Source organism: Dyella flava (genome assembly GCF_016904955.1).
Classification (GTDB): Bacteria; Pseudomonadota; Gammaproteobacteria; order Xanthomonadales; family Rhodanobacteraceae; genus Dyella_B; species Dyella_B flava.
The window spans coordinates 381,139-406,898 of the sequence record NZ_JADIKE010000038.1 but is presented as its reverse complement, the minus strand read 5'-3'; the positions used below and the strand labels follow the sequence as shown (position 1 = coordinate 406,898).

Here is a 25,760-nt window from a genome sequence, read left to right as displayed (position 1 = left end):
TCCTGGGGCTTAAAGAGCCGTGCGACAAGCGCCGCCTTAATGCGCCGCCGATGAACTGGCGGCCGGCGCAACCGAGGTGGCACGCGCCGGCGCCGCGGTGGAACTGGCCGATGCGGGTGCCGCGGCATTGTCGCCACCACCCGAGGTAACCACCGGTTTATCCCAGGTGCCGCCAATGTGATAACGCTGCGTGGCGACATGGCTCAAGCCCCGGCCCAGCACCCCCTGTATGGCGAAGCCAGCCGCTGCGCCAATGGGACCGCCAACAACCGCCCCCACCACCGGCAAGCTGCTGCCGACGTGCGGCAGCACGACCACTTGCTGGTCGTAATCCCTGGCACGCAGACCGGTACGCCCGGTAATGGTGATCTCCGCCGCCGGTCCCTCGATTTTCAGGTTGCGGGTGACCGCGTTGCCATCCTTCAACTTGAAATCGCCGGTGATCGAATCAAAGCCGAAACCCTTGCCGAACACATCGCCGAAATCCAGCGACATGCGACGCGGGAGTTCGGCGATGGAAGCCAGACCAAACAGACGCCCGGTCACGCCTGGCGACGCTTTCGGAATGCGGCCATTGGTGACATTCACATTCAGGTTGCCATCCATGTTGTCGAGCTCGAACGACCACGGACCACCCGGCCAGCTCGCATTGAGATCGGCGCGCGTCTTGCCGCCTTCGAACAGTCCCTCGTAGCCGAAGGCCTTGAGCATGTCACCGATGTTGTCCGCGCTGAAGTCTACACGCAGGCGCGTGTTGCTCTTGGTGGGCGTGCCGTTCCAGTCGCCGCGGCCATTGATCTGCACACTCTTGGACTGTGTGGATAGTTGGTCGATATGCATGCCGTTCGGTTCGGGCCACGTTTCCAGGCGCGCTTCGCCGAGGTTGGCTTGATCAAGGCGCAGATCGTGCACCCAGATATGCAGGGGCGGCATGTTGGAAGGATCGATGCCGGTATTGGCCGGATCGGTCACCGGCACAGGCACCGACACCGGCGCGGCGCCGGGCTTCAGGGGCACGGTGGGCTCCTTCGGCCAATACATGCGTTGCAGGCGTGCGGTAATGCCGCGCTTGTTCAGGTCTTTGGTCGGTACGCTGAAATGACCTGCGGCCGATTTGCTGTCAACGTCGAGTTCAAGCGTGTCGGCCTTCGGTGCGGCGGAGATATGCATCTGGTCGAAATCGCGACCGAACATTTCCGCATGCCTGGTGCTGACGTCGATGGTCTCCAGGGTCAAACCATTATTGGCCGTGCTGCCGCCGATGGATTGCTTGACCCAGCCGGTCACATCCAGCTCGGGAGCGTCGCCGCGAATGCGCATGCCTCGAACCGGCAGACTGTCGGGCATCTGATCGCCGAACGCGAAGGTGGCGGCAAGCGGTGACTGGCCGTCTTCCGGCAAGCGCAGACGCCCGCGCATGATCGAACCCAATGCCACTTGCATGATGCTGCCGGCCGTCGGCACGTTGATCGACAGGTGCAACGGCATGGTGCTGTCGGCAGGCTTGTTCAGCGGCACCGGGAAATTCAGGCCAATGCCTGACATGGGCGAATCGATGCTGAGGGTCTGCTCGTCGGGACCACCGTCGCTGGCGTGCGCAATCTGATAGCCGATGGTGAACTGGCTGCGTCCGCTGCCAATATCACCCAGCCATTTCAAGTCCGGATACCCCTGCAGCAACTCGGGCACGCTGTAGCTGCCGGTCATCGTGGCGGCGAACACGGTGTTGGGATCGCCGGTCGCTTGCGCGATGGACATATCAAGCTGAGACGGTTCGCCACGGAATCCACCGTTCAGTGGACCGGCATGAAAACCATGTCCATCGAACGTGGCCGGACCGTTGAGTTTGCTCAGTTGCAGATTCCACTGCGGCGCACTCAGGTCGACGTCTTTCAGTTGCGCATTGCCGTCGAGCAGGAAGGTATGCGCCATGTCGTGCGTGGGCAGCGACAGATGAAAATCAAAACTGCCGGTGCCGCCCAGCTGCAACTTGGCCAGGACATCCGCCTGCTTGCTCGCGATCGGGCTCTTGCTCACAAAGTTGAGCAGATCCGCCGCATTGCCGCCGCCGCTGACATTGAGGTCGAGTACGGTATGCGCGAGCTCGGGAATCACCGCCACGGCATTGTTTACTTTCACGCCCAGCGAATCGCCGCTGCTGGCCTGCACCAGCATGCCGGCGTCGATGAAGTTGGCGACGGCCTGGATGTGCTCGGCCACCGGCCAGCTCTTGCCATAGCTGAGGGTGAGATCGCTGATCTCGGCGCGCGCCTCGAAGCGTCCTTCGTTGTGATGGAACGGCCAGTCGGCAAGGCTGCCACGGATCAGCACCGCGGCACTATCCATTTTGCCGGTGACAAAAGCCTGATCGAGCCACTCCACGGCCGATGGCGGCATCGAGTCGACCGGCCAGAACAATTTGGCCGCCGAGAGATCGGTTGGCCCCAGGGCCACATAGACGTCCAGGAACGGACGCCCGCCATCATTGGGCAGCTGGATTTCGCCCTGCGCGTTGCCGCCGTATTGCTGACCTGCAAAATCCAGGTTGGCGATACCGATATGAGTGGCATCCTGGTCATGCCAGAAAGCGAAGTCGCCGGCGAGATTGCTCAGCACGAACGGCTGACGAAACGTATGCGGAAGGCTGATCGACGTTGCCTGAGCCGGCAGCTCCAGCGAAACCGCCTCGGCATCGCCAAGCACTTCGCCGTGCAACTGACCAATGCCCGGCAGTTTGCCGACTGAGGTGATGCCCAGGTTGTCGAACGTCGCATCCAGCGATTGCAAGCCGGCGGCGGCGCTCCAATGCACCACGGCGTGCTGCACCTGGCCATGCGGCTGTCCTGCGGCGAGCCATTGCGCAACGCCGGGTGACAGTCCCGGCTTCAAGCCCAGCCACGGCACCAGCGGCGCCAATTGCAGATCGTTGGCGACGACCGCCAGACGTGCCTGCGGGGTGCCAAAGCCGTCCAGCTCAGCCCTCAATGCGCCGCCATCATCGCCCGCCCAACGAACGGTATAACCCCTGTCATTGCGCGCCAGTTCGCCAAGGCCGCTCCACGCCGGCACGCTTACTTTCACGCCTGCGGGATTGGTGATGGCCAGATCTTTCAGATCGAACTGGAGCAGATCACGCACGATCTTGCCGCCCTGCCAACCCAGCCACGCCGCGACATCTCCGCTACCGCTATTGACGGTATAGCCGCCCAAATCGACACCCGCGAGCATGCCGTGCAGATCGGCCTGTTGCGTGGCAAACCAGAACTGGCCGGTGGCGCCGTCATCGCGGAATCGCCCGGCTGCCTGCAATTCGCCGCTGGCACCCAGCCGGTGCAAACGTGCTCCGACGTGAATGTGGTTGCCCTGATGAGTAATGCGCAGTTGATCGGCCAGCAAGGTGTACTGCTGCTTCTGGAGCGCATCAGTGATATCGACGCGCAGATCGTCCAGCCACAGCTCGACAGAAAGATGGCCAAACGAAATATTCTGCCGCTGGGAAGCACCTGCCACGCCAAAGCCGTTGATGTGCCAGCTGCCATCCACATCACGGCTCAGATCCAGTTCCAGGCCACGCGCTTCAAGATTGAGCAGATGCCTGGACGGAAACAGCCAACCGCCGAAATCCAGCTTCAGGTCGACTTCGGGTATACGCAGCGGACTGCCGGAACCTTCCGCTGCCGCCGTAAAGTCCTTCATGACGAACCGCGGACCGGATGGCTCCCAACGCCCCTCCAGCGCGGTAAAGGTGACCTGGCGCTGGAATCTACTGCTAAGTTCCGCCGCCACCCACTGCGGATGTTTGGCCAGCAACGGCAACAGCACCTGCGCCAGCGCGGCACTCAGCGCAAGCGTAATGACCAGCACGCCAAGCGCCCAACCGAGGCCGCGCGCAATGCGGTGCGCCCAATGTCGCCGTCGGACGCTCACCAAGCGCCCATCGTCGTTTTAAAGCAGTACAACATCGAACTGTTCCTGCGAGTAATGCTCCTCGGCCTGGAAGCGTATGCTTTTGGAGATGAATTCTTCCAACTCGGCCACCGCCGTGGACTCTTCCTCGAGGATGCGGCCGACCACCTTCGGGCTGGCCATCACAAGCAGTTTCTGCGCATTGAATTGGCGCACCGCACGCGTGATCTCGCGGAAGATTTCGTAGGTGACCGTCTCGGATGTTTTCACCGTACCGCGCCCCATGCAGGCCGGGCACGGCTCGCACAGCTGTCGCTCCAGGCTTTCGGTGGTGCGCTTGCGGGTCATTTCCACCAGGCCGAGCTGCGACATGGGGTACACCGTGGTCTTGGCATGATCGCGGGCGAGACCCTTTTCGAGCATGCGTATGACTTGGCGTTTGTGCTCCTCGTCGGTCATGTCGATAAAGTCGATGATGATGATGCCGCCAAGATTACGTAAACGGAGCTGCCGGGCCGCCGCCTGCGCCGCCTCCAGATTGGTTCGGTAAACGGTTTCCTCCAGATTGCGTGTACCGAGATAGCCACCGGTGTTGACATCGATGGTGGTCATCGCCTCGGTCTGGTCGACGATCAGGTAGCCACCGGATTTCAGCGGCACTTCCTTGCGCAACGCGCGCTGGATTTCGTCTTCCACGCCATACAAATCGAAGATGGGCCGTTCGCCGGCGTAATGTTCTACGCGATCGTCCAGGCTCGGCATGAACTTGTGCACGAACTTGGCCACTTTCTCGAAGGTCTCGCGCGAATCCACCCGCACTTTCTCGATATCGTCGTTGAGCAGATCACGTAGTGCGCGCAACGGCAGCGAAAGTTCCTCGTAGACGCGCTCGCCAACCTTGGCCTTGGCAATGTTCTCCTGCACCACGCGCCACACCTTGCCGAGGTAGGTGACATCGAACGCCAGCGATTCGGCCGATTGCCCTTCGGCGTTGGTACGCACGATGTAACCGAGCCTGGGGCTACCGGGCACGTCCTCGCAGATCAATGGGGTGAGCACATCTTTCAGACGCTGGCGCTCCGGCTCGTCCTCGATCCGGGTCGAAATGCCCAAAGTGCGTGCGTGCGGCAATAGCACCAGGTAGCGCGAGGGAATCGACAGATGGGTGGAAAGCCTGGCGCCCTTGGTGCCGATCGGATCCTTGACCACCTGCACCACGATCTCCTGGCCCTCGTGCACCAGCTCGCTGATCGATGGCATGTGTCCGTTGCCATTGCCGCCACCTGCGGAAGGCACCTCGGCCGCCTCCGGCAGCGGTGGCCGGACGATATCCGAGGCATGCAGGAACGCCGCGCGCTCCAGGCCGATATCCACGAACACGGCCTGCATGCCGGGCATCACCCGTTGCACCCGTCCCTTGTAGACATTCCCCACGTAGCCCCGCCGGGAGGTCCGCTCGACATGCAGTTCCTGCAGCATGCCGTTTTCCACCACGCCGACCCGAGTCTCGCGTGGGGTCATATTGATCAGAATTTCTTCGCTCACCGACTTCCCCGAAGTTTCGGGGACACCCCAGCCAACGCGCCGGGTGTCCCAATGTCGTTCTTTATAGCGGCTGCACGCGAGAGCTGTCGATGCGCAACGCACAGCTCCTGCTGTACTCCCGCGTTCGGTAAAGTGACGGCCACTCCCGTTGCCCCCGTTGCCTGGACCATGCCGAGAACCCCCGCCAGCCCGATCCTGCCGGACGTACTGCGGCCCGGCCTGAAACTGGTGTTCTGTGGAACAGCCGCCGGCAAGCGTTCCGCCGCGGAAGGGGCGTACTACGCCCACCCAGGCAACCTGTTCTGGCGTGCCCTGTTCCAATCCGGACTGACCCCGCGGCTATTGGCCCCAGCGGAATTTCCCCTGCTGCCCGAGTTCGGCATCGGCCTCACCGATCTGGCCAAACGCCACGCCGGTAATGACGACGAACTACCCAAGGACGCCTTCGATGTGCCGGGCTTGATCGCCAAAATCAAACGCTATGCGCCGGGGGTGGTGGCCTTCACCAGCAAGAATGCAGCGCGCGCGGCGCTGGGTGTGGCGGCGGCTTATGGGCTGCAATCGCAGACCGTTGGGCGCACCCAATTCTTTGTGCTGCCCTCGCCTTCCGGGCAGGCACGCGGCCACTGGGACATGGCACCTTGGATGAAGCTCGCCGAATGCGTGTCAGAAACAACAAGACCGGCCCGCTTTCATCACAATAACGTATCAAGCATCAAGTAATGAGGCTCACTCCGTCTCAACGGCGACAGCAAATGTATTTGCTTATGAGTGCCATCACTGGGCCGCAAAAATCCGCAATTACCTACGAAAAAACGCATTCCCTCTGGCATATGGTTGCCATCACGAAAATTGTCTAGGCTTCTATTTTCCCGGCAACCCCTATGTCAGCCTGTAACGATGGCCACGCCATCCGTCAGGCTGATGGAAAACATCGGTTATGTGGATCGTCAAAATCGCGCTTGAGCGGCCGCTCACCTTTATCGTTCTGGCGCTGCTGCTATTGATCCTTGGTCCGCTGGCGATTCTTCGCACGCCGATCGATATCTTCCCAAACATCGATATTCCGGTGGTCTCGGTGGTGTGGCAGTACACCGGCCTGCCTGCCGAGGACATGAACAACCGCATCGTGACCGGCTTCGAGCGTTCGCTCACCACCACCGTCAACGATGTCGAGCACACCGAAACGCAGTCGCTCAACGGTGTTGGCCTGGTGAAGGTGTTCTTCCAGCCGAACGTGAAAATCGATATGGCGGTGGCACAGGTCACGGCCATTTCGCAGACTGTGCTGAAATCGATGCCGCAAGGCACTACACCGCCGCTGATCCTGGTCTACAACGCATCGACCGTGCCGGTACTGCAGTTCGCTCTGTCGTCGCATGAGTTATCGGAAACCACGATCTTCGATGACGCAAACCAGATCGTGCGCACCTTTGTGACGTCCGTGCGCGGCGCCGCCACGCCTTATCCCTACGGCGGCAAGCAGCGCCAGGTGCAGGTCGATATCAATCCCCAGGCTTTGCTGGCGCACGGTCTTTCGCCCAGCGACGTGGTGACGGCGATCAGCAATCAGAACCTGATCCTGCCGGCGGGCACGGAGAAAATCGGCGATACCGAATACAGCGTGGTGTTGAACGGTAGTCCACTGCAGATCAACGAACTCAACAACGCGCCGATCAAGACCGTCAACGGCATCACCACCTATATTCGCGACGTCGCCCATGTGCACGATGGCTCGCCGCCGCAAACCAATATCGTGCGCGTGAATGGCCAACGCGCGGTGCTGATGTCGATCCTCAAGATCGGCGACGCGTCCACCCTGGATATCGTGGACACCCTGAAAAGCATGCTGCCGGCAATTCGCGCGGCAATTCCGGAGAACCTGCACATCAACGCGCTCTCCGATCAGTCGCTGTTCGTGCGCGCGGCGATTTCCGGGGTGATCCGCGAAGGTGTGATCGCGGCCGGCCTGACCGGTCTGATGATCCTGCTGTTTTTGGGTTCGTGGCGTTCGACCCTGATCATCGCGATCTCGATTCCACTGTCCATTCTCGCCTCGATCATCGCCCTGTCATCGCTGGGCGAAACGATCAACATCATGACGCTCGGCGGCCTGGCGCTGGCCGTGGGTATTCTCGTCGACGATGCCACGGTGACGATCGAGAACATCAACTCGCACCTGGAAGAAGGCAAGGAGGTCTACGACGCGATCATGGAGGGCGCCCACCAGATTGCGGTGCCCGCCTTCGTATCGACGCTGTCGATCTGTATCGTGTTCGTGCCGATCTTCTTCCTGGGCGGCGTCGCGAAATACCTGTTCGCGCCGCTGGCCGAAGCCGTGGTGTTTGCGATGATGGCCTCCTACGTGCTGTCCCGAACGCTGGTGCCGACGCTATCGCTGTTCTGGTTGAAGAAACACGAGCACGATGCCCAGCCCAACGGCCCGCTCGGTCATTTCCAGCGCGGCTTCGAACGCCGTTTTGAACGCATTCGCGAAGGCTATCGCGGCGCACTTGAAACGACCGAGCGCCATCGCGGCCTGTTTGCGATCCTGTTCTTCGCCAGTTGCGCCTTGTCGATCAGCCTGCTGGTTCCGTGGCTCGGACGCGACTTCTTCCCCTACGTGGACGGTGGCCAGATCAAGTTGCACTTCCGGGCGCAGACCGGCCTGCGCATCGAAGAAACCGCACGCCTTGCCGATGGCATTGAAAGCGTGATTCGACAAACCATTCCCAAGAGTGAGCTCGCAAGTATCGTCGACACACTGGGCTTGCCTTACAGCGGTATCAATTTGTCGTACAGCAATACCGGCGTCATCGGCACGTCGGACGGCGATATTTTCGTGACCCTCAACGAGGATCACCATCCCACCATCAATTACGTGCGCAGCTTGCGTGAACAGTTGCGACAGAAGTATCCCAGCGTCGTGTTTTCGTTCCTGCCCGCCGACATGGTGGGCCAGATCCTCAACTTTGGCGCACCGGCACCCATCGACGTGCAGGTGTCCAGCCACGACGCCAATGCCTCGGCCAAGGTCGCCAAGGAGCTTTACCGCGATCTGATCAAGGTACCGGGACTGGTCGACTTGCGCATCCAGCAGGCGCTCAACCTGCCGCAGATCAATGTGGACGTGGATCGTACGCGCGCCAGCCTGGTCGGACTAACGACCAATGACGTTGCCAGCAACCTGCTTACCGCGCTGGCCGGTTCGACCCAGGTCAATCCCACCTTCTGGGTCGATCCGAGAACCGGCATCAGCTACTTCATTGCCACGCAGACGCCGCAGTACCGCATCGATACGCTGCAGGAGTTGAAGAATCTGCCGATCACCAGCACCGGCAGCGCTCCCGCCAGCAGCAGCAGCTCCGGCGGCGCGGCAAGCCAGATCCTGGAAAACCTGGCCAGCTTCTCGCGCAGCGATGGGCCGGCCGTCGTGACCCATTACAGCACTCGTCCCACCATGGATCTGTACGGTTCGGTCGACAACACCGATCTGGGCAGCGTGGCGCGCGATGTACAAAAGATCGTGGATGCGCATTCCAAGCATTTGCCGCGTGACGTCAACATCGATATCCGCGGCCAGGTGCAAACCATGCAGTCGTCCTACAAGGGCTTGATCGGCGGACTGCTGTTCGCGATCGTGCTGGTGTATTTGCTGATCGTGGTGAACTTCCAGAGCTGGCTCGATCCGCTGATCATCATCGCGGCCTTGCCGGCGGCATTGGCCGGCCTGGTGTGGATGCTGTTCCTCACCGGCACGCCTTTGTCGGTCCCCGCCTTGATGGGCGCGATCATGTGCATGGGCGTGGCGACGGCCAACTCGATTCTGGTGATCAGTTTTGCGCGTGAACGGCTTGCCCTGCATGACGATCCGGTCAAGGCGGCTGTCGAAGCGGGTTTCCAGCGCTTCCGTCCGGTATTGATGACGGCTTTCGCGATGATCATCGGCATGGTGCCCATGGCGCTCGGCCTCGGCGAAGGTGGCGAGCAAAACGCGCCGTTGGGCCGTGCGGTGATCGGAGGTCTGTTGCTGGCAACGGCAGCCACTTTGTTCTTTGTCCCAACCTTCTTCAGTTTGATGCATCGCAGCCATAATGTGAACGGCGATGCAGCAACAGCGTGAGATCACGAACATGTCCAGCACAAATGTTCAGCGGTATCCCGGCAAGCCATCCCATGGGGCACGGCTCATTCTTATCGGACTCGGCGTCGTGCTGGTCGGCCTGGCCGCATTTGGCATCGCCAAGCGGGTGCATGCGCGGCACGAGTTGACCCAGGAAACCGACCGCAACGCGATCGCGACGGTCGCCACGGTGGCGCCCAAAGCAGCACCGAAAGATCAGGCGTTGACGTTGCCTGGCACGGTCACGTCCTGGCAGGACGCGCAGATCTACGCGCGCACCACCGGCTATGTCGCGAAGTGGTACGTCGATATCGGCACCAAGGTGAAGAAAGGCCAGCGGTTGGCTGATCTGGACACGCCGGATGTCGATAACCAGCTGTTGCAGGGCAAGGCGCAGATGCGCACGGACATCGCGAACATGAACTTCGCGAAGGTCACCGCCGACCGCTATGAGAAGCTGGTGACGCAGGGTCTGGTGGCCACGCAGACAGGTGACCAATACGTCGCGCAGTACAAGGCGGATGTCGCTACGGTCGAGGCGGATGAAGCCAACGTGGCCCATCTGCAAAATCTCGAAGACTTCAAATACATCATCGCGCCCTTTGACGGCGTGATCACCCAGCGCAATCTGGACATAGGTGCGTTGGTCGATGCGGGCTCCACCGGCGCCGACATGTTTGTGATTGCCGACACCAGCACGCTGCGCGTTTTTATCGACGTACCGGAAACCTATGCGGCCGGCGTGCATATCGGCATGCCGGCTGAGGTAAGCCTTAACACCTACGGCGCAAAGCCGATTACCGGCACGGTCGCTCGCACTGCCGATGCGATTGATCCGAACACCCGCACGCTGCGCACGGAAATTGACGTCGACAACAAGGCACAGGAACTGGTGCCCGGCGTCTATGCCAATGTGAAACTGGCGGTGTCTACCTCCACGCAAAACTTCATCGTGCCGGCCAACACGCTGCTGTTCCGCGCCGAGGGCCTGCGTGTAGCGCTGGTGGATGCTACCCAGCACATTCATCTGCAACCGATAACCCTCGGTCGCGATTTTGGCAGCACGGTCGAAGTCATCGAAGGCTTGAACGATAACGATCACATCGTACTCAGCCCGCCTGATTCGTTGTACGAAGGGCAACAGGTGAGCATCGCCAAACAGAGCAAGGCGCTGCAGCAAACGATGGCCAAGTGAGCGTTTAGTCGATCGGCGTATGCCGATACTTGATTACATCACGCTCTAGAACCGGCGCCGCATGATTGGACCACGCCTGCCGGATATAGGTGACCACGGCGGCCACATCCGCGTCGCTTAACTGCTGCGCATAAGGTGGCATGGAATATGGGCGTGGATTGCCCGCGGTAACCGGAGCGAACCCACCCAGCAGCACGGCGCGCGTTGCATTGATGCCGGTGGGTTCGACCACGGTCGCATTGCCATCCAGCGGCGGGTAAACGCCCGGCACGCCCTCGCCATCCTTGCCATGACAATCAGCGCAACGCTGCGCATAGATGTCACCGCCGTGATCGGCCACGGACTTGCTGTTCAACGCGGAGGGTTGTGCGACGAGCTGCGGGCGCGCCGGCAGGGATTTCAGATAATCAGCGATCGCCTGCAGATCGTCATCGCGCAGATATTGCGTACTGCTCGCCACCACATCGGCCATCGGCCCCAGGGCGACACCCTTGGACGATTGTCCGGTCTTGAGTACGTCGACGATGTCCTGTGCACTCCAGCCTTGCAGGCCACCGTTGGCCTGTGTGCTCAGGTCAGGCGCATACCATTCTTGTGTTGGAATTTCGCCGCCTGACAGCGGCGCCTGCGTGACGATGCCACCCCAGGTACCGCGCGCGGCATGGCATTCGTTGCAATGTCCCAGTCCCAGCACCAGATACGCGCCACGATTCCACGACGCCGATTGTTTTGGATCGGTTTGATACACGCCGGGTTTGAAATACACCGCACGCCACGCCGTCAGCGCGCTGCGTATGTTGTAGGGAAAGCTCAAGCCCAGCGGCCTGCCCAAGTGATGTACGGGTGGCAGGGATTGCAGATACGCGAAAATCGCTATTGCGTCTTCACGGCTGACCTTGGTAAACGAGGTGTACGAAAACGCCGGATAAAGCAGTTCGTCGTGACGGCCAATACCTGTATGCAGGGCGCGCCAGAAGTCCTCAAAGCGCCAATCGCCAAGACCGGTTTCGGCGTCAGGCGTGATGTTGGGGGCGGGGATATTGCCGAATGGCGTGGGCAACAGGCGACCGCCGGCATAGGGCTGCCCACCTTGCGCGGTGTGGCAGGAAACACAGTCACCAGCGATCGCCAGGTAGCGTCCTTTGGCAATGACGCCTGGGTCCTTCAACATGCTGGCGATAGCAGGATCTTCTGTTGCGGCGGACATGGCTTGCTGTCTGTGCATCCACCACCAGCGGGCAGCCAGCGCCATCACCACGATCACTGCTGGAATCCATAGCAGCCGCAGATGCCTCATGTTCCGCCTCCCTGCCCTTCCAGCACACCGCAATGCAATGGCGGGGTGATCGAACCTGCCGGCTGTGGATGGGTGTCAGGCGGCACGTCATGACTGGCAAGCCAGGCCGCAACCGCGGTGATGTCGGCAGGCGCAAGCCGATTGGCGATTTCCGCCATGCAATCCGGTGCAGCCGATGCACGCGTACCGGTTCGCCAGGAGCCTAGTTGGGAGCTGATGTAGTCATAGGGCAAACCCACCAAACCAGGTACGGATGGCTCCGTACCGGTCAATGCCTTGCCATGGCAAGCCTGACAGGGCGGCACCTTGAGTTCGGGATCGCCCGATGTCACCAGTTGCTCACCGCGTTGCAGCACTGAAGCGGCGAGATCCGGCACCGGCTTGCGCTCGTACGGCACCTGCTGCGCGGCAAAGTACTCGGCGATCTCGTGCATATACGCAGGACTGAGCTGGCGCACGGTGTATTCCATCGGCGCGTATTTGCGCAACCCACGCTGGAAGTTCTGCAATTGCAGCGCCAGATAACCGGCCGGCTTGCCGGCTAATCTGGGAAAGAAGCCGCTGCCGGGAGAACCCTCGCCGTGCACGCCATGGCAGCTTGTACAAGCTGCGATGCGCTGCTGAAGCGTGTCGGGTACGGACGGCTGATCGGCGTGGGCAAGACCGCCGCAAAGAGCCAATGCGAGTGGCAGCATCCACCGTGGGGCAAGAGAGCGCTGGACCAGCATCGCAGTTGTCCTCATGCGCAAAGTATAGGCATGCAGCACGCGCGAACCGCGAGGCGTGCGGTTATGCTGCGGCATCGTGCCACATATCTCAGTCGGGAATCCTTTCGGAGGTTGTCATGGTTCGTCCCTTGCTGTTCTGCACTGCTCTCGCGCTTGCCGTTTCCCCCATCACCTTGCTGGCCGCACAGAACGATGGCGTGACCTGGCTGACCATCGGCCAGCTGCAACAGCGCATGGATGCCGGCAAGCTGACCAGCAAGAGCCTGGTGCAGAGCGATATCACGCGCATCCGCCGCATCGATCAATCCGGTCCTACGCTGCGCGCGGTGTTGGAGCTCAACCCTGATGCATCGAAGATCGCCAGCGCACTGGACGCGAAACGTACGTCATCACACGGTCCGCTCTACGGCATTCCGGTCCTGCTGAAAGACAACATCGATACCGGCGACCGTACCTTGACCACCGCCGGATCGCTCGCCCTGATGGGCGCTCCCGCCCCAGAAGATGCCGCGCTTGTGATGCGCCTGCGCAAGGCCGGCGCCGTCATCCTGGGCAAGACCAATTTGAGCGAATGGGCGGATTTCCGTTCTGCGCATGCCAGCAGCGGCTGGACCGGGCGCGGTGGACAGACGCGCAATCCTTACGCGCTGGATCGCAATCCCTGCGGCTCCAGCTCGGGCTCGGCGGTGGCGGTAGCAGCCGGACTGGTACCCGTCGCCGTGGGCACCGAAACGGACGGCTCGATCATTTGCCCGGCGTCGATGAACGGCATCGTCGGCATCAAGCCTACGCTTGGCCTGGTCAGTCGCGCCGGCATTATTCCGATCAGCCACAACCAGGATACGGCCGGGCCGATGGCGCGCACGGTTACCGATGCCGCGATTCTGCTCACCGCCATGGCGGGCAGCGACTCGCACGATCCGGCGACCGCCGACGCGGACAAGCACGCTACCGATTACACGCGCTTTCTCGATCCCAATGGCCTGCGCGGCAAACGCATCGGCGTCGTGCGTGAACTAGCCGGCAACGAACCCAATGCCGATCGTGTGCTCAATGACGCCATCGCTGCGATGAAGGCGCAAGGCGCGATCATTGTCGACCCGGTTACGCTGCCGCACCTTGCGGAGCTTGGCGACCCGGAGATGACGGTGATGCTGTATGACTTCAAACACGACCTCAACGCCTATCTCGCCAATCGCCCGCGTCTTCAAGTGAAGACCTTGGCCGACCTGATTGCTTTCAACCAACGTGAAGCAGACCGTGAAATGACCTGGTTCGGTCAAGACCTGTTCGAGCAAGCGGAAAGCAAAGGACCGCTTACCGACAAGGCGTACACCGATGCGTTAGCGAAGGCCAAGCAGCTTTCCGGCCCGCAAGGTATCGACGCCGCGCTGCAAGCCAATCATCTGGACGCGTTGCTGGCGCCATCATGGGGACCGGCCTATATGACGGATCTGGTGCTGGGTGATCACATCGTCAGCGGTAATCCCACTATCGGCGGCGCTTCACAGCCGGCCGCCGTCGCGGGTTATCCGTCGATCACCGTGCCGGCCGGATGGGCCCATGGTTTGCCGGTCGGCATCGTGTTCTTTGGCACCAAGTGGAGCGAGCCGACGCTGATTTCGATCGCATATGGCTTCGAGCAGCACACTCATGCCTGGCAGGCGCCGAAGTTCCTGGATACCGTGGATGGAAAGTCGTTCGCTGCGCCTTGAACGTAGCTCTCGCATGCATGGCGACTAAAGACGGGTGATACGAGCGATCAGAGCGTGCAATGGATGCCGGCCAACCCTGGCCGGCATCGACGCATTTACGGCTTGCCTTCGGTCGACTTGCGCACGATCAGCATCGCCAATTCCAGCGATTGCTCGTAGTTCAGACGCGGATCCACCATCGACTTGTAGGCGCGCTGCAGGTCGGCCTCGCTGAGATCACGTGCACCGCCCATGCACTCGGTAACATCTTCGCCCGTCAGCTCCAGGTGCACGCCGCCGAGCCGGGTACCGGCGGCGTCGTGGATATCGAAGGCTTGCTCAAGTTCGCCGCGAATATTGTCGAAACGGCGGGTCTTGTAGCCAATCGAGGTGCTTTCGGTGTTGCCGTGCATGGGATCAGCAACCCACAGCACGCGCCGCCCCTCGCGCCTCACGGCTTCGAGCAACGGCGGCAGCGCGTTGGCGATCTGCCCATTGCCCATGCGATGAATCAAGGTCAGGCGGCCTGGTTCGTCCTCCGGATTCAACATTTCGATCAGCGGCAGCAGTTGTTCCGGCGTGACCGACGGGCCCACTTTCACGGCAATCGGATTGCGGATGCCGCGGAAATATTCAGCGTGCGCGCCATCCAGTGCGGCAGTGCGCATGCCGATCCACGGGAAATGGGTGGACAAATTGAACCACCCGCGATGACGCGGGACCTGGCGTGTGATGGCCTGCTCGTAATGCAGCAGCAAGGCCTCGTGCGAGGTGAAGAAGTCCACGCGTGTGAAGCCCGCGATGGGGCCTGCCAGCGTTTCCATGAAACGCAGGGAATCGCCGATGCCTTTCACCATGCGACGGTATTCGGCGGCCAGCGGGGAATGCTCTACCCAGGCCAGATCCCAATACTCGGGATGGTGCAAGTCGGCAAATCCGCCATCAACCAACGCGCGCACGAAATTCATGGTCAGCGCGGAATGTGCATGCGCTCGAATCAGCCGGCGAGGATCGGGGCGGCGAGCCTCGGGCGTGAATTCGGGCCCATTGATCACGTCACCGCGGAAGCTCGGCAGCGTGACGCCGTCGCGAGTCTCGGTATCCGCGGAACGCGGCTTGGCGTACTGCCCCGCGAAGCGCCCTACCCGCAGCACCGGCTGCTTGAGCCCGTGCACCAGCACCAGGCTCATCTGCAACAACACCTTGAGGCGGTTGGAAATGATGGGGCTGGTGCAGTCGGCAAAGCTTTCCGCGCAATCGCCGCCTTGCAGCAGGAAACGCCTGCCCTCCTGGGCCTCCGCCAGCGCCTGCTTCAGCGCCAAGACTTCCCACGAAGTGACCAGCGGCGGCAACTGCGCCAGTTCAGCAATCGCATGGGCCAGCTCGGCCGCATCTTCATACTGCGGCTGCTGCAACGCCACGCGCTGCTGCCAAGACATGGGCGTCCAATTCGGGGACTGCACGGCACTGATGACCTGGCTCATAGACGTAACCTCGGCGCGGCGCGTTGCAGGGTCGCGCGAATGGCCCATACCGACAGAAGGATGTACCACAACAGGGTCCAGAAGGGCATCGGCAAGCCCAGGATGGGCTGAACCTTGGCGCATTCGCCAGAACCGGTGAATACCATCTTCAGCACCTTGGCGAGCGGAAAGGCGTCGAACATGTAGCCCAGATTCGGCCCGCAGGAGGGAAGCTGGTCCGACGGCAGGGACTGGATCCATAGATGGCGTCCGGCCGTCGCGAGGCCGAACAGGGCGCCCAGCAGCACCAATCCGGTATAGAACCAGCGGCCACCCGCTCTTGGCCCATGGATTGCGCCAATCAGAAAGAAGACTGCCATGACTATGAAGCCGATACGCTGGAAGATGCACAGCGGGCACGGCTCCATCCCAAGCACGTACTCGGCATATAGCGCGAACGCCAGCAAGGCAACGCAAATCAGGCAGCCGACGGCGAAGCTGACGCGGTAGGACCAGCGAAAGGGATTCATGGCGGAACTGGCAGTGGGGGACGGGATGCTGACATTACCCGCTCCCTGTAGCGCTGTCAGCAGTGCGTTTGTCCTACCCCCAAAACGCACAAACCCCGGCAGGTCACCCGGCCGAGGTTTGCACAATTAGACGTCCAAATACCGCCTGGCCGAAATTACTCGGCGTCGACAGCCTCGGCGCGCGGACGATCCACCAGCTCGACATACGCCATGGGCGCGTTGTCGCCCGGGCGGAAACCGCACTTGAGGATACGCAGGTAGCCGCCGGGACGCTCACGGTAGCGCGGCCCCAGCTCCACGAACAGCTTGCCCACGGCCTGCTTGTCGCGCAGACGCGAGAACGCGAGGCGGCGATTGGCAACACCGTCGGTCTTGGCGAGCGTGATCAGCGGCTCAGCCACGCGGCGCAGTTCCTTCGCCTTCGGGAGGGTGGTACGGATCAGTTCGTGCTTGATCAGCGACGACGCCATGTTGCGAAACATCGCCTCGCGATGGCTGCTGGTACGGTTGAGCTTACGCCCGGATTTCATATGACGCATAATGAGACTCTCTTGTCTGTTGTTATGAAAAACCGGTCCTTATGGCCGGTTCCCCGCGGTTTACCCGCTATTGGAGCCCTTGATGGGACGGGCTCTTCTTAAGAGTGCGGCCAGGAATGACCGCTTTTCGTAGGTTGGGTTAGCGCAGCGTAACCCAACAAGATGTTCCAAGTTGTTGGGTTACGCTGCGCTAACCCAACCTACACAAGCCAACAGCCGCAGCCGGTTCTCGACTGCGGCTGCGGTAGGTCAGCCCAGCTGCATGCCGTGCGAGAGGCCCGGCGGCGGCCAGTTTTCCAGCTTCATGCCCAGAGCGAGACCACGCACGCCGAGGACATCCTTGATTTCCGTGAGCGACTTCTTGCCGAGGTTCGGCGTCTTCAGCAGCTCCACTTCGGTCTTCTGCACCAGATCGCCGATGTAGTAGATGCTCTCCGCCTTCAGGCAGTTCGCCGAACGCACGGTGAGCTCCAGATCGTCGATCGGACGGAGCAGGAGCGGATCGAAACCACCCTTCTCCGCCTTGTCCGTGGCGCTCTCGCGGCGCGAGAAGTCACCGAACACCGACAACTGGTCGTTGAGGATTTCCGCGGCCTTGCGTACCGCATCTTCCGCACCGATGGTGCCGTTGGTTTCGATGTCCAGCACCAGCTTGTCGAGGTTGGTGCGCTGCTCGACACGAGCCGCATCAACTTCGTAGGCCACGCGCAGCACCGGCGCGAACGACGCGTCGAGCTGCAGACGACCAATCGGACGCGCTTCGTCATCCGGATGCTGACGCAGGCTGGCCGGCTGGTAGCCGACGCCACGACGCACCTTCAGACGCATGTTAAGCGCAATGTCCTTGGTCAGATGGCAGATCACGTGTTCCGGATTGATGATCTCCACCGTGTGATCGACGGCGATATCACCCGCCGTAACCACGCCCCTGCCCTTCTTGGACAGGGTCAGGGTGACTTCATCACCCGTGTGCTGACGAATCGCCACTTCCTTCAGGTTCAGCAGGACTTCGATCACGTCCTCCTGCAGACCTTCCAACGTGGTGTACTCGTGCAGCACGCCATCGATTTCCACCTCGACGATGGCGCTACCAGGAATCGAGGAGAGCAGTACGCGGCGCAGCGCATTACCCAAGGTGTGACCAAAACCACGCTCGAGCGGCTCCACCACGACCTTGGCGCGATTCGGTCCGAGCTGCTCGACGCTGAGGCCGCGAGGCCGCAGCACGCTAGTTGACGAAACTGCCATGCAGGGCTCCGGTTGATTACTTCGAATAAAGCTCGACGATCAGTGCTTCGTTGATGTCGGTCGGCAGGTCCGCACGATCCGGCACCGACTTGAACGTGCCGGCGAACTTCTTGCTATCCACTTCCACCCACTGCGGGCGCAGATCCATGGTGTCGAACACCGTGCCGGCTTCCTGCACGCGCAGCTGAGTGCGAGCGCGCTCGGTCACGGCAATCTCGTCACCCGGGCGAACCTGGTAAGACGGAATGTTGACCTTCTTGCCGTTAACCAGAATGCCCTTGTGCGAGACCAGCTGGCGGGCCTGGGCGCGGGTCACCGCGAAACCCATGCGGTAAACGACGTTGTCCAGACGGCTTTCGAGCAAGCGCAACAGGTTCTCACCGGTGTTGCCCTTGAGGGTCGAAGCCTTGCTGTAGTAGTTGCTGAACTGGCGCTCAAGCACACCGTAGATGCGCTTGACCTTCTGCTTCTCACGCAGCTGCACGGCGTAATCGGACATGCGCATGCGCTTGTTGGCGCCATGCTGGCCGGGCTTGTTTTCCAGTTTGCACTTGGAATCGATAGCGCGCGCCGGGCTCTTCAGGCTCAGGTCCGAACCTTCACGACGCGCGAGTTTGCAGGTAGCTCCACGATAACGTGCCATGGTTGTGCTCCTTAGACGCGACGCTTCTTGGGGGGACGGCAGCCGTTATGCGGAATCGGCGTGACATCGATGATGTTGAGAACCTTGTAGCCGAGGGCGTTCAGTGAACGCACCGCCGACTCACGGCCCGGGCCCGGGCCCTTGATCCGCACTTCCACCGTCTTCACACCGTAATCGCCTGCGGCGCGACCGGCCTTCTCGGCGGCGACCTGGGCAGCAAACGGCGTGGACTTGCGCGAACCGCGGAAACCCGCGCCGCCGGCAGTCGCCCACGACAGAGCGTTGCCCTGACGATCGGTGATGGTAACGATGGTGTTGTTGAAGGATGCCTGCACGTGGGCCACCGCATCGGTGACAACGCGCTTGACTTTCTTCTTGGTCTTAACTGGCTTTGCCATGTTCGGAATCCAAATCTCTCAGTAAGCGACCAATTACTTCTTGATCGCGCGACGCGGACCCTTACGGGTGCGTGCGTTGGTACGCGTGCGCTGGCCGCGCACCGGCAGGCCACGGCGGTGGCGCAGACCGCGGTAGCACCCCAGATCCATCAGACGCTTGATAGCCATGCCGACTTCACGACGCAGATCGCCTTCCACGACATATTTGGCGATTTCGTGGCGGATCTTCTCCACCTCGCCTTCGCTGAGCGACTTGATCTGCGTGTTCGGGTTGACACCCGCCGCTTCACAGACCTTCTTGGCCCGGCTGCGGCCGATGCCATAGATGCTCTGCAGGCCAACCCAGACGTGCTTCTGGACCGGCAAATTGACACCCGCAATGCGCGCCATGATGTACTTTCTCCGATGCTTTCTCGCGCGGTAAACGCGCAATTCTAACCTTAATCAAACTGTTAGGAAAGTCCTGCGGCACTCCGGTGCCGCGTCTCTCCACCCGAGACCCACCTGCCGCCTCAGCCGCGGCGCAGATTGGCCTTTTTGAGCAACCCTTCGTACTGATGGCTGACCAGATGCGCCTGCACCTGAGCCGTAAAGTCCATCACCACCACCACTACGATCAGCAGCGACGTGCCGCCGAAGTAGAACGGGACATGCCAGGCGTTCTGCATGAACGTCGGCACCAGACAGACCAGCACGAGGTAGAGGGCGCCCACACCGGTCAGACGGGTCATCACGGAATCGATGTAGTCAGCTGTCGAGCGGCCCGGGCGGATACCCGGAATCAGCGCGCCAGACCGCTTGAGGTTATCGGCCGTGTCTTGCGAATTGAAAACGATCGCCGTGTAGAAAAAGGCAAAGACGATCACCAGCACTGCATAAATGATGTCGTAAAGCGGTTCGCCTGGCGTCAGCAGCTGTACCAGATCCTGCAGCCAGCGCGACTGGTGGCTGGCATTGCCCCACGTCGCCGCCATCGCCGGGAACATCAGAATACTGTTCGCGAAGATAGGCGGAATCACACCCGACATGTTGATCTTGAGCGGCAGGTGCGAGGTCTGGTTCATGTACGACCGCTGCCCGCCCGAACGCCGCGCATAGTTCACGGTAATACGCCGCTGCGCACGCTCCATGAACACCACGAACGCCGTGACCGCCAGGATCAACGCGACCACCATCACCAGCTTGATCGTGCTCAGCTCGCCATTGCTGGACATGGACAGCGTATGCGTCACAGCACCCGGCAGGCCGGCCACGATACCCGCGAAAATCAGCAAGGAAATGCCATTGCCGATGCCGCGTTCCGTCATCTGCTCGCCCAGCCACATCAGGAACATCGAGCCGGCCGTCAAACCCACCACGGACGACAGGATGAAGCCGAAGCCGGGCATGTAGACCACAGGCATGCCGCCGCTGGACTGCTTCATCAGCGCCACTGCGATGCCAAAGGCCTGGAAGGCCGAAAGGCCGACCGTGCCGATACGGGTGTACATCGTGAGCTGACGCTGGCCAGACTGGCCTTCCTTGCGCAGCGCCTGCAGACTGGGAATCACCGAGCCCATCATCTGCACCACGATCGAGGCGGAGATGTAGGGCACGACACCCAGAGCAAACACCGAGAAACGTCCCAGCGAACCGCCCGAGAACATGTTGAACATGTCCAGCAGGCCGCCGCTCTGGCCAATCAGATTGGCCATCGCATCCGGATTCACACCCGGTACCGGGATGAACGAGCCGAGGCGGTACACAATCAACGCACCAATCACGAAGAAGATGCGTTGACGCAGCTCAGTCAATTTACCGAGCGATCCGACCGATGTGCCCTTGGCTGCGGCCACGTGTGATTACTCCACGCTTCCGCCGGCGGCCTCGATGGCCACCTTGGCACCGGCCGTAGCCAGCAGACCCGACAGCTTCACCGCACGGCCGATCTCGCCCTTGGCGACGACCTTGACCTTCTTGGCGCGGCTATCGATCAGGCCAGCCTGATGCAGCACAACCGCATCAATCACGTCCGCCTTCAGCGAGGCGAGCTGATACAGGAACACTTCCTGGCTCTCGGCCTTCTTCTTCGAACGGAAGCCAACCTTCGGCAGGCGGCGCTGCAGCGGCATCTGGCCGCCTTCGAAACCATACTTGTGGGTACCGCCGGCACGGGCGTGCTGACCCTTGTGACCGCGGCCAGCGGTCTTGCCCAGGCCCGAACCGATACCGCGACCGACGCGCAGGCGCGTCTTGCGCGAACCAGCAGCCGGCTTGATGTCATTCAGACGCATGATGCTTACTCCTCGACCCGCACCAGGTAATAGACCGTGTTGATCAGGCCACGCACCTGCGGGCTGTCCTTCAGTTCACGGACGTCGTTGGTCTTGTTCAGACCCAGAGCCTTCACACTGAGGCGATGGCGGGCCTGCACGCCGCGCAGGCCTTTGACCAGGCGAACGCGGATGGTTTTTTCGGTATTAGCCATTGCCCATCACCTCTTCCACGGTCTTGCCACGCTTGGCAGCGATCTGCTTCGGCGAGGCAACGGCCTGCAGGCCCTTGATGGTGGCGCGCACCAGATTGATCGGGTTGCGCGAGCCAACGGCCTTGGCCAACACGTTCTTCACACCGACCACTTCCAGCACAGCGCGCATGGCGCCGCCAGCGATCACGCCGGTACCTTCGGAGGCCGGCTGCATGAACACGCGAGCCGCGCCGTGGTTGGCCTTGATGGCGTACCACAGGGTGCCGTTGTTCAGATCGATGCTCACCATGTTGCGACGTGCGCGGTCCATGGCCTTGGAGATGGCCACCGGCACTTCACGCGCCTTGCCATAGCCGAAGCCGACCTTGCCCTCGCCATCGCCGACCACGGTCAGCGCGGTGAAGCTCATCTGGCGGCCACCCTTCACGGTCTTGGCCACGCGATTGACGGCAATCAGCTTCTCGAGCAAGCCGTCTGAATTTTCACGATCAGTCGAAGACATATCTTTTCCGTATGCCCGGACCATCCGGGACTTTTACTTGCGGACCAGGCCGCTTGGAGTTGTTTTGGTTACTGCTTATTAGAACTTCAGGCCGGCTTCGCGGGCTGCATCAGCCAGCGCCTTGATACGGCCGTGATAGCGAAAACCGGAGCGGTCGAAGGCGACGGCTTCGATGCCGGCAGCCTTGGCGCGCTCGGCGATGGCCTTGCCCACCGCTGCAGCGGCTGCCAGATTCTTCGTGCCCTTCAGGCCTTCCGCGAGTGCCTTCTGCACGGTCGAGGCGGCCGCAACCACCTTCTCGCCGGAGGCGTCGAACACCTGGGCGTAGAGGTGCTGGCCGGTGCGATGCACCGACAGGCGAGCCACCGCGAGCTTGCGGATGTGGGAGCGCGTGGACTTGGCGCGACGCAGACGGGCTTCTTTCTTGTTCATCATCGTGTCTCCAGAAAGCGGATCGACCGTTAGGCCTTCTTGGCTTCCTTAATGGTGATCTTCTCGCCGGAATAACGGACGCCCTTGCCCTTGTAGGGCTCCGGCGGACGATAGCCACGGATCTTGGCGGCAACTTCACCCACCAGCTGTTTGTCCGAACCCTTGATCACGATTTCAGTCTGCGACGGGGTCTCGAGAGTAATTCCTTCCGGGGCATTGAAGACCACCGGATGGGAAAAACCGAGGCTCAGGTTCAATGCCTTGCCGGCCATCGATGCGCGGTAACCCACGCCGACCAGCTCCAGCTTGCGCTCGTAACCTTCGGACACGCCCTTGATCATGTTGGCCAGCAGCGCGCGGGCGGTGCCACCGAACTTGTCATCCGCGCCTTCGGCGACATGGATGTTAATCGTGCCGTTATCGTTGGCCACCGAGATGCCCGGCAGGGCATGGATGGACAGGGTACCCTTCGGGCCCTTCACGGCAATGTTCTCTTCCGCCACCTTGAGCTCAACGCCCTTGGGTAGGGAAATGGGTTTCTTGGCAACACGGGACATCGGGGACTCCTTACGCGACCAGGCCGATGACTTCGCCGCCCACGCCCTTGGCACGGGCCTGCGCATCGGTCAACAGACCGTTCGAAGTCGAGATGATCGAAATACCCAGGCCGCCGAGCACCTTCGGCAGGTCACCCTTGCCGCGGTACACGCGCAGACCCGAGCGGCTGACGCGCTCGATGCGCTCGATGGCCGGACGGCCTTCGAAATACTTGAGCTTGATCTCGAGCACCGGCTTGCCCTCCTGGGTGGAGGTCTTGGCGTCGAGGATGTAGCCCTCGTTCTTGAGAAGGTTGGCCAGCGCCACCTTCAGCTTCGACGACGGGATGCTTACAGCCTGCTTGCCCGTAGCCTGGGCATTGCGGATGCGCGTAAACAGATCGGCGATGGGATCAGTCATGCTCATGAAAACTTCCTTCAGAGTGCACCGATATCCGATAAAACCGGAAATCAATTCTAGATTGTGAGCCGGCCAAACACCGGCCTGCGAATACGCAGACCGTCGATCATAGCAGGCTTTTTCGGCTTTTGCGAATAACGATGCTTCAAAGTCGCATCAACGGCGGCATGTCGCCATGCCGCCGGGTCTGGCAGCCCTCCGCCCGCCAGGGGCAGGGGCGCCCTTAAAACACTTACCAGCTAGCCTTGCGCAGGCCCGGAACGTCACCGCGCATGGTGGCTTCGCGCAGCTTGTTACGGCCGAGACCGAACTTGCGATACACGCCACGCGGACGGCCGGACAGTTCGCAACGGTTACGCTGACGGCTCGGGCTGGCATCACGCGGCAGCTTCTGCAGCTTGGCCTGCGCTTCCATCTTGTCCTCGTACGAGGACTTCGGGTTCAGCACGATCGCCTTCAGTTCAGCACGCTTGGCAGCGTACTTCTGGACGAGCTTGGTCCGCTTGATATCGCGGTTAACCATGGAGGTCTTTGCCATAAATCTCTCGCGACTCTCTTAGTTGCGGAACGGGAAGCTGAAGGCCTCAAGCAGCGCCTTGGCTTCTTCGTCGGTCTTGGCGGTGGTGGTGATGGAGATATCCATACCGCGCACGGCGTCGATGGCGTCAAAGTCGATTTCCGGGAAGATGATCTGTTCCTTGACGCCGAAGTTGTAGTTACCACGGCCGTCGAAGGCGCGACCCGAGACGCCGCGGAAGTCGCGGACGCGGGGCAGCGAGATATTGATCAGGCGATCCAGAAATTCCCACATCTGGGCACGGCGCAGGGTGACCTTGCAGCCGATCGGCCAGCCGTCACGGATCTTGAACGAGGCCACGGACACGCGCGCCTTGGTCGTAATCGGCTTCTGACCGGCGATCTTGGTCATATCAGCCACGGCATTTTCGAGCACTTTCTTGTTGCCGGCAGCTTCACCCACGCCCATGTTCAGCGTGATCTTGGTGATGCGGGGAACCTGCATCACGTTCTGGTAACCAAAACGCTCGGTGAGCTTTTTGATGACCTGTTCTTTGTAAAAGTTTTCAAGGCGCGTCATGACTTGTGTTCCTTACGCGTCCACGACCTCGCCAGACGAACGGAACACGCGGACCTTGCGCCCATCTGCGAGCGTCTTGGCACCAACGCGTTCACCCTTGTTCGTGGCGGGGTTGAACAGCTGCACATTGGAGATATGGATCGAAGCTTCACGCTCAACGATGCCGCCGGCCTGGTTGGCCTGCGGATTCGGCTTGGTGTGGCGCTTGACCAGGTTGACGTTGGAGACGAACACGCGATCGCCTTCAACGCGCAGCACGTCGCCGCGCTGACCTTTGTTTTTACCGGTGATCACGAGGACCTGATCACCCTTGCGGATACGGTTCATGGTTCTTCTCCGCCTCAGAGCACTTCGGGTGCGAGCGAGACGATCTTCATGAACTTCTCGCCGCGCAGCTCACGGGTCACGGGCCCGAAGATACGGGTTCCGATCGGCTCGAGCTTGTTGTTGAGGAGTACGGCCGCGTTACCGTCGAAACGGATCAGCGAACCGTCGGCGCGGCGCACACCCTTGGCGGTACGAACCACCACGGCGTTATAGACCTCGCCCTTCTTCACCTTGCCACGCGGAATGGCATCCTTCACGGTGACCTTGATAACGTCACCGATCGCGGCGTAACGGCGCTTGGAGCCGCCGAGCACCTTGATGCACATCAGTTCCTTGGCGCCGCTGTTGTCGGCGGCGGAAAGCGTGCTTTGCATCTGGATCATGTCTGCACCCTCCCCTTACGCTTCGGCGCGCGTGACGATTTCGACCACGCGGTGATGTTTGGTCTTGGAAAGCGGACGGCATTCCGCGATGCGCACCACGTCGCCCTCATTCGCGCCAAGATCGTTCTGCGCGTGGAGCTTGGTGGAACGACGCACGATCTTGCCCAGCAGCGGATGCTGCACCTGGCGCTCGATCAGTACGGTGACCGTCTTTTCCATCTTGTTGCTAATGACGCGACCCTCGAGGGTACGCACCTGTTTGTTGTTGTCGCTCATGTCGGCCGTCC

Annotated in this window: 27 protein-coding genes; 4 read left to right on the top strand and 23 right to left on the bottom strand. The window is 61.2% G+C overall.

Going from position 1 to position 25,760, the window contains the following annotated elements; all coding sequences use genetic code 11:
- Positions 1-36: 36 nt before the first annotated feature.
- The gene (locus tag ISP19_RS17645) at positions 37-3,927 is read right to left on the bottom strand and encodes a YhdP family protein (protein ID WP_204683708.1); all 3,891 of its coding nucleotides are present in this window, start codon (positions 3,925-3,927) and stop codon (positions 37-39) included.
- 18 nt (positions 3,928-3,945) lie between these two features.
- Positions 3,946-5,451, bottom strand: coding sequence for a ribonuclease G (gene rng / locus ISP19_RS17640; protein ID WP_204683707.1), 1,506 nt, complete (start codon positions 5,449-5,451; stop codon positions 3,946-3,948).
- Between the two features lie 168 nt (positions 5,452-5,619).
- On the opposite strand from rng, the gene ISP19_RS17635 reads away from it, so the two are divergent.
- From ISP19_RS17635 to ISP19_RS17625, 3 genes are all read left to right on the top strand, one after another.
- Positions 5,620-6,174: a mismatch-specific DNA-glycosylase gene (locus tag ISP19_RS17635; RefSeq protein ID WP_204683706.1), complete on the top strand. Its 555-nt coding sequence runs from the start codon at positions 5,620-5,622 to the stop codon at positions 6,172-6,174.
- 217 nt (positions 6,175-6,391) lie between these two features.
- Positions 6,392-9,574, top strand: coding sequence for an efflux RND transporter permease subunit (locus tag ISP19_RS17630; RefSeq protein ID WP_204683705.1), 3,183 nt, complete (start codon positions 6,392-6,394; stop codon positions 9,572-9,574).
- Positions 9,575-9,584: 10 nt separating this feature from the next.
- Positions 9,585-10,769: an efflux RND transporter periplasmic adaptor subunit gene (locus ISP19_RS17625; protein WP_204683704.1), complete on the top strand. Its 1,185-nt coding sequence runs from the start codon at positions 9,585-9,587 to the stop codon at positions 10,767-10,769.
- 4 nt (positions 10,770-10,773) lie between these two features.
- Here the strand turns inward: ISP19_RS17625 and ISP19_RS17620 are convergent, their stop codons facing one another.
- The gene (locus tag ISP19_RS17620) at positions 10,774-12,066 is read right to left on the bottom strand and encodes a c-type cytochrome (RefSeq protein ID WP_204683703.1); all 1,293 of its coding nucleotides are present in this window, start codon (positions 12,064-12,066) and stop codon (positions 10,774-10,776) included.
- On the bottom strand, positions 12,063-12,794 hold the full coding sequence (locus tag ISP19_RS17615) for a c-type cytochrome (RefSeq protein WP_379946447.1): 732 nt from the start codon (positions 12,792-12,794) through the stop codon (positions 12,063-12,065). The genes ISP19_RS17620 and ISP19_RS17615 overlap by 4 nt, the downstream gene beginning before the upstream one ends.
- Before the next feature lie 116 nt (positions 12,795-12,910).
- On the opposite strand from ISP19_RS17615, the gene ISP19_RS17610 reads away from it, so the two are divergent.
- Positions 12,911-14,509: an amidase gene (locus ISP19_RS17610; protein WP_204683702.1), complete on the top strand. Its 1,599-nt coding sequence runs from the start codon at positions 12,911-12,913 to the stop codon at positions 14,507-14,509.
- A 95-nt stretch (positions 14,510-14,604) separates the two neighbouring features.
- Here ISP19_RS17610 and ISP19_RS17605 read toward each other — a convergent pair whose 3' ends face one another.
- The 19 genes from ISP19_RS17605 to rpsQ form a co-directional block, all read right to left on the bottom strand.
- Positions 14,605-15,972: a class II 3-deoxy-7-phosphoheptulonate synthase gene (locus ISP19_RS17605; RefSeq protein ID WP_204683701.1), complete on the bottom strand. Its 1,368-nt coding sequence runs from the start codon at positions 15,970-15,972 to the stop codon at positions 14,605-14,607.
- On the bottom strand, positions 15,969-16,481 hold the full coding sequence (locus tag ISP19_RS17600) for a disulfide bond formation protein B (RefSeq protein WP_204683700.1): 513 nt from the start codon (positions 16,479-16,481) through the stop codon (positions 15,969-15,971). The genes ISP19_RS17605 and ISP19_RS17600 overlap by 4 nt, the downstream gene beginning before the upstream one ends.
- A gap of 155 nt (positions 16,482-16,636) precedes the next feature.
- Positions 16,637-17,020 carry a 50S ribosomal protein L17 gene (gene rplQ / locus ISP19_RS17595; RefSeq protein ID WP_204683699.1) on the bottom strand — a complete coding sequence of 128 codons (384 nt, stop codon included), beginning with the start codon at positions 17,018-17,020 and terminating at the stop codon, positions 16,637-16,639.
- Positions 17,021-17,269: 249 nt separating this feature from the next.
- A complete protein-coding gene (locus ISP19_RS17590) occupies positions 17,270-18,268 on the bottom strand; it encodes a DNA-directed RNA polymerase subunit alpha (RefSeq protein ID WP_204683698.1) in 999 nt (332 codons plus the stop codon).
- Positions 18,269-18,284: 16 nt separating this feature from the next.
- On the bottom strand, positions 18,285-18,911 hold the full coding sequence (rpsD, locus tag ISP19_RS17585) for a 30S ribosomal protein S4 (protein ID WP_204683697.1): 627 nt from the start codon (positions 18,909-18,911) through the stop codon (positions 18,285-18,287).
- 11 nt (positions 18,912-18,922) lie between these two features.
- A complete protein-coding gene (gene rpsK / locus ISP19_RS17580) occupies positions 18,923-19,309 on the bottom strand; it encodes a 30S ribosomal protein S11 (RefSeq protein WP_115477094.1) in 387 nt (128 codons plus the stop codon).
- A gap of 33 nt (positions 19,310-19,342) precedes the next feature.
- Positions 19,343-19,699, bottom strand: a complete 357-nt coding sequence (gene rpsM, locus ISP19_RS17575; protein WP_204683696.1) for a 30S ribosomal protein S13 — start codon at positions 19,697-19,699, stop codon at positions 19,343-19,345.
- 122 nt (positions 19,700-19,821) lie between these two features.
- Entirely contained in the window at positions 19,822-21,144 is a 1,323-nt protein-coding gene (gene secY / locus ISP19_RS17570) for a preprotein translocase subunit SecY (protein ID WP_204683695.1), read from the bottom strand.
- A 6-nt stretch (positions 21,145-21,150) separates the two neighbouring features.
- Positions 21,151-21,582 carry a 50S ribosomal protein L15 gene (gene rplO / locus ISP19_RS17565; RefSeq protein ID WP_204683694.1) on the bottom strand — a complete coding sequence of 144 codons (432 nt, stop codon included), beginning with the start codon at positions 21,580-21,582 and terminating at the stop codon, positions 21,151-21,153.
- A 5-nt stretch (positions 21,583-21,587) separates the two neighbouring features.
- Complete coding sequence (rpmD, locus tag ISP19_RS17560; RefSeq protein WP_204683693.1) at positions 21,588-21,776, bottom strand: 50S ribosomal protein L30; 189 nt, start codon at positions 21,774-21,776, stop codon at positions 21,588-21,590.
- On the bottom strand, positions 21,769-22,278 hold the full coding sequence (gene rpsE, locus ISP19_RS17555; protein ID WP_204683692.1) for a 30S ribosomal protein S5: 510 nt from the start codon (positions 22,276-22,278) through the stop codon (positions 21,769-21,771). The genes rpmD and rpsE overlap by 8 nt, the downstream gene beginning before the upstream one ends.
- Positions 22,279-22,356: 78 nt before the next feature.
- Positions 22,357-22,710, bottom strand: a complete 354-nt coding sequence (rplR, locus tag ISP19_RS17550) for a 50S ribosomal protein L18 (protein ID WP_204683691.1) — start codon at positions 22,708-22,710, stop codon at positions 22,357-22,359.
- 29 nt (positions 22,711-22,739) lie between these two features.
- Complete coding sequence (gene rplF / locus ISP19_RS17545) at positions 22,740-23,267, bottom strand: 50S ribosomal protein L6 (protein ID WP_204683690.1); 528 nt, start codon at positions 23,265-23,267, stop codon at positions 22,740-22,742.
- A gap of 10 nt (positions 23,268-23,277) precedes the next feature.
- Positions 23,278-23,673 (bottom strand): 30S ribosomal protein S8, encoded by a 396-nt coding sequence (rpsH, locus tag ISP19_RS17540; RefSeq protein ID WP_204683689.1) that lies wholly within the window; start codon positions 23,671-23,673, stop codon positions 23,278-23,280.
- Between the two features lie 226 nt (positions 23,674-23,899).
- Positions 23,900-24,205, bottom strand: coding sequence for a 30S ribosomal protein S14 (gene rpsN / locus ISP19_RS17535; RefSeq protein ID WP_204683688.1), 306 nt, complete (start codon positions 24,203-24,205; stop codon positions 23,900-23,902).
- 18 nt (positions 24,206-24,223) lie between these two features.
- On the bottom strand, positions 24,224-24,763 hold the full coding sequence (rplE, locus tag ISP19_RS17530; protein ID WP_204683687.1) for a 50S ribosomal protein L5: 540 nt from the start codon (positions 24,761-24,763) through the stop codon (positions 24,224-24,226).
- A gap of 12 nt (positions 24,764-24,775) precedes the next feature.
- Positions 24,776-25,090, bottom strand: a complete 315-nt coding sequence (gene rplX / locus ISP19_RS17525; protein WP_204683686.1) for a 50S ribosomal protein L24 — start codon at positions 25,088-25,090, stop codon at positions 24,776-24,778.
- Between the two features lie 14 nt (positions 25,091-25,104).
- Complete coding sequence (gene rplN, locus ISP19_RS17520) at positions 25,105-25,473, bottom strand: 50S ribosomal protein L14 (RefSeq protein ID WP_115477106.1); 369 nt, start codon at positions 25,471-25,473, stop codon at positions 25,105-25,107.
- Between the two features lie 15 nt (positions 25,474-25,488).
- Positions 25,489-25,749, bottom strand: coding sequence for a 30S ribosomal protein S17 (rpsQ, locus tag ISP19_RS17515; protein ID WP_192556438.1), 261 nt, complete (start codon positions 25,747-25,749; stop codon positions 25,489-25,491).
- Positions 25,750-25,760 lie beyond the last annotated feature (11 nt).

Bases quoted from the DNA above. Each gene is read 5' to 3' on its own strand.
- ISP19_RS17635 (WP_204683706.1), top strand. From the start codon at position 5,620: ATGCCGAGAACCCCCGCCAGCCCGATCCTGCCGGACGTACTGCGGCCC.
- ISP19_RS17630 (WP_204683705.1), top strand. From the start codon at position 6,392: ATGTGGATCGTCAAAATCGCGCTTGAGCGGCCGCTCACCTTTATCGTT.
- ISP19_RS17625 (WP_204683704.1), top strand. From the start codon at position 9,585: ATGTCCAGCACAAATGTTCAGCGGTATCCCGGCAAGCCATCCCATGGG.
- ISP19_RS17620 (WP_204683703.1), bottom strand. From the start codon at position 12,066: ATGAGGCATCTGCGGCTGCTATGGATTCCAGCAGTGATCGTGGTGATG.
- ISP19_RS17615 (WP_379946447.1), bottom strand. From the start codon at position 12,794: ATGCTGGTCCAGCGCTCTCTTGCCCCACGGTGGATGCTGCCACTCGCA.
- ISP19_RS17610 (WP_204683702.1), top strand. From the start codon at position 12,911: ATGGTTCGTCCCTTGCTGTTCTGCACTGCTCTCGCGCTTGCCGTTTCC.
- ISP19_RS17605 (WP_204683701.1), bottom strand. From the start codon at position 15,972: ATGAGCCAGGTCATCAGTGCCGTGCAGTCCCCGAATTGGACGCCCATG.
- ISP19_RS17600 (WP_204683700.1), bottom strand. From the start codon at position 16,481: ATGAATCCCTTTCGCTGGTCCTACCGCGTCAGCTTCGCCGTCGGCTGC.
- rplQ (WP_204683699.1), bottom strand. From the start codon at position 17,020: ATGCGTCATATGAAATCCGGGCGTAAGCTCAACCGTACCAGCAGCCAT.
- ISP19_RS17590 (WP_204683698.1), bottom strand. From the start codon at position 18,268: ATGGCAGTTTCGTCAACTAGCGTGCTGCGGCCTCGCGGCCTCAGCGTC.
- rpsD (WP_204683697.1), bottom strand. From the start codon at position 18,911: ATGGCACGTTATCGTGGAGCTACCTGCAAACTCGCGCGTCGTGAAGGT.
- rpsK (WP_115477094.1), bottom strand. From the start codon at position 19,309: ATGGCAAAGCCAGTTAAGACCAAGAAGAAAGTCAAGCGCGTTGTCACC.
- rpsM (WP_204683696.1), bottom strand. From the start codon at position 19,699: ATGGCGCGCATTGCGGGTGTCAATTTGCCGGTCCAGAAGCACGTCTGG.
- rplO (WP_204683694.1), bottom strand. From the start codon at position 21,582: ATGCGTCTGAATGACATCAAGCCGGCTGCTGGTTCGCGCAAGACGCGC.
- rpmD (WP_204683693.1), bottom strand. From the start codon at position 21,776: ATGGCTAATACCGAAAAAACCATCCGCGTTCGCCTGGTCAAAGGCCTG.
- rpsE (WP_204683692.1), bottom strand. From the start codon at position 22,278: ATGTCTTCGACTGATCGTGAAAATTCAGACGGCTTGCTCGAGAAGCTG.
- rplR (WP_204683691.1), bottom strand. From the start codon at position 22,710: ATGAACAAGAAAGAAGCCCGTCTGCGTCGCGCCAAGTCCACGCGCTCC.
- rplF (WP_204683690.1), bottom strand. From the start codon at position 23,267: ATGTCCCGTGTTGCCAAGAAACCCATTTCCCTACCCAAGGGCGTTGAG.
- rpsH (WP_204683689.1), bottom strand. From the start codon at position 23,673: ATGAGCATGACTGATCCCATCGCCGATCTGTTTACGCGCATCCGCAAT.
- rpsN (WP_204683688.1), bottom strand. From the start codon at position 24,205: ATGGCAAAGACCTCCATGGTTAACCGCGATATCAAGCGGACCAAGCTC.
- rplE (WP_204683687.1), bottom strand. From the start codon at position 24,763: ATGACGCGCCTTGAAAACTTTTACAAAGAACAGGTCATCAAAAAGCTC.
- rplX (WP_204683686.1), bottom strand. From the start codon at position 25,090: ATGAACCGTATCCGCAAGGGTGATCAGGTCCTCGTGATCACCGGTAAA.
- rplN (WP_115477106.1), bottom strand. From the start codon at position 25,473: ATGATCCAGATGCAAAGCACGCTTTCCGCCGCCGACAACAGCGGCGCC.
- rpsQ (WP_192556438.1), bottom strand. From the start codon at position 25,749: ATGAGCGACAACAACAAACAGGTGCGTACCCTCGAGGGTCGCGTCATT.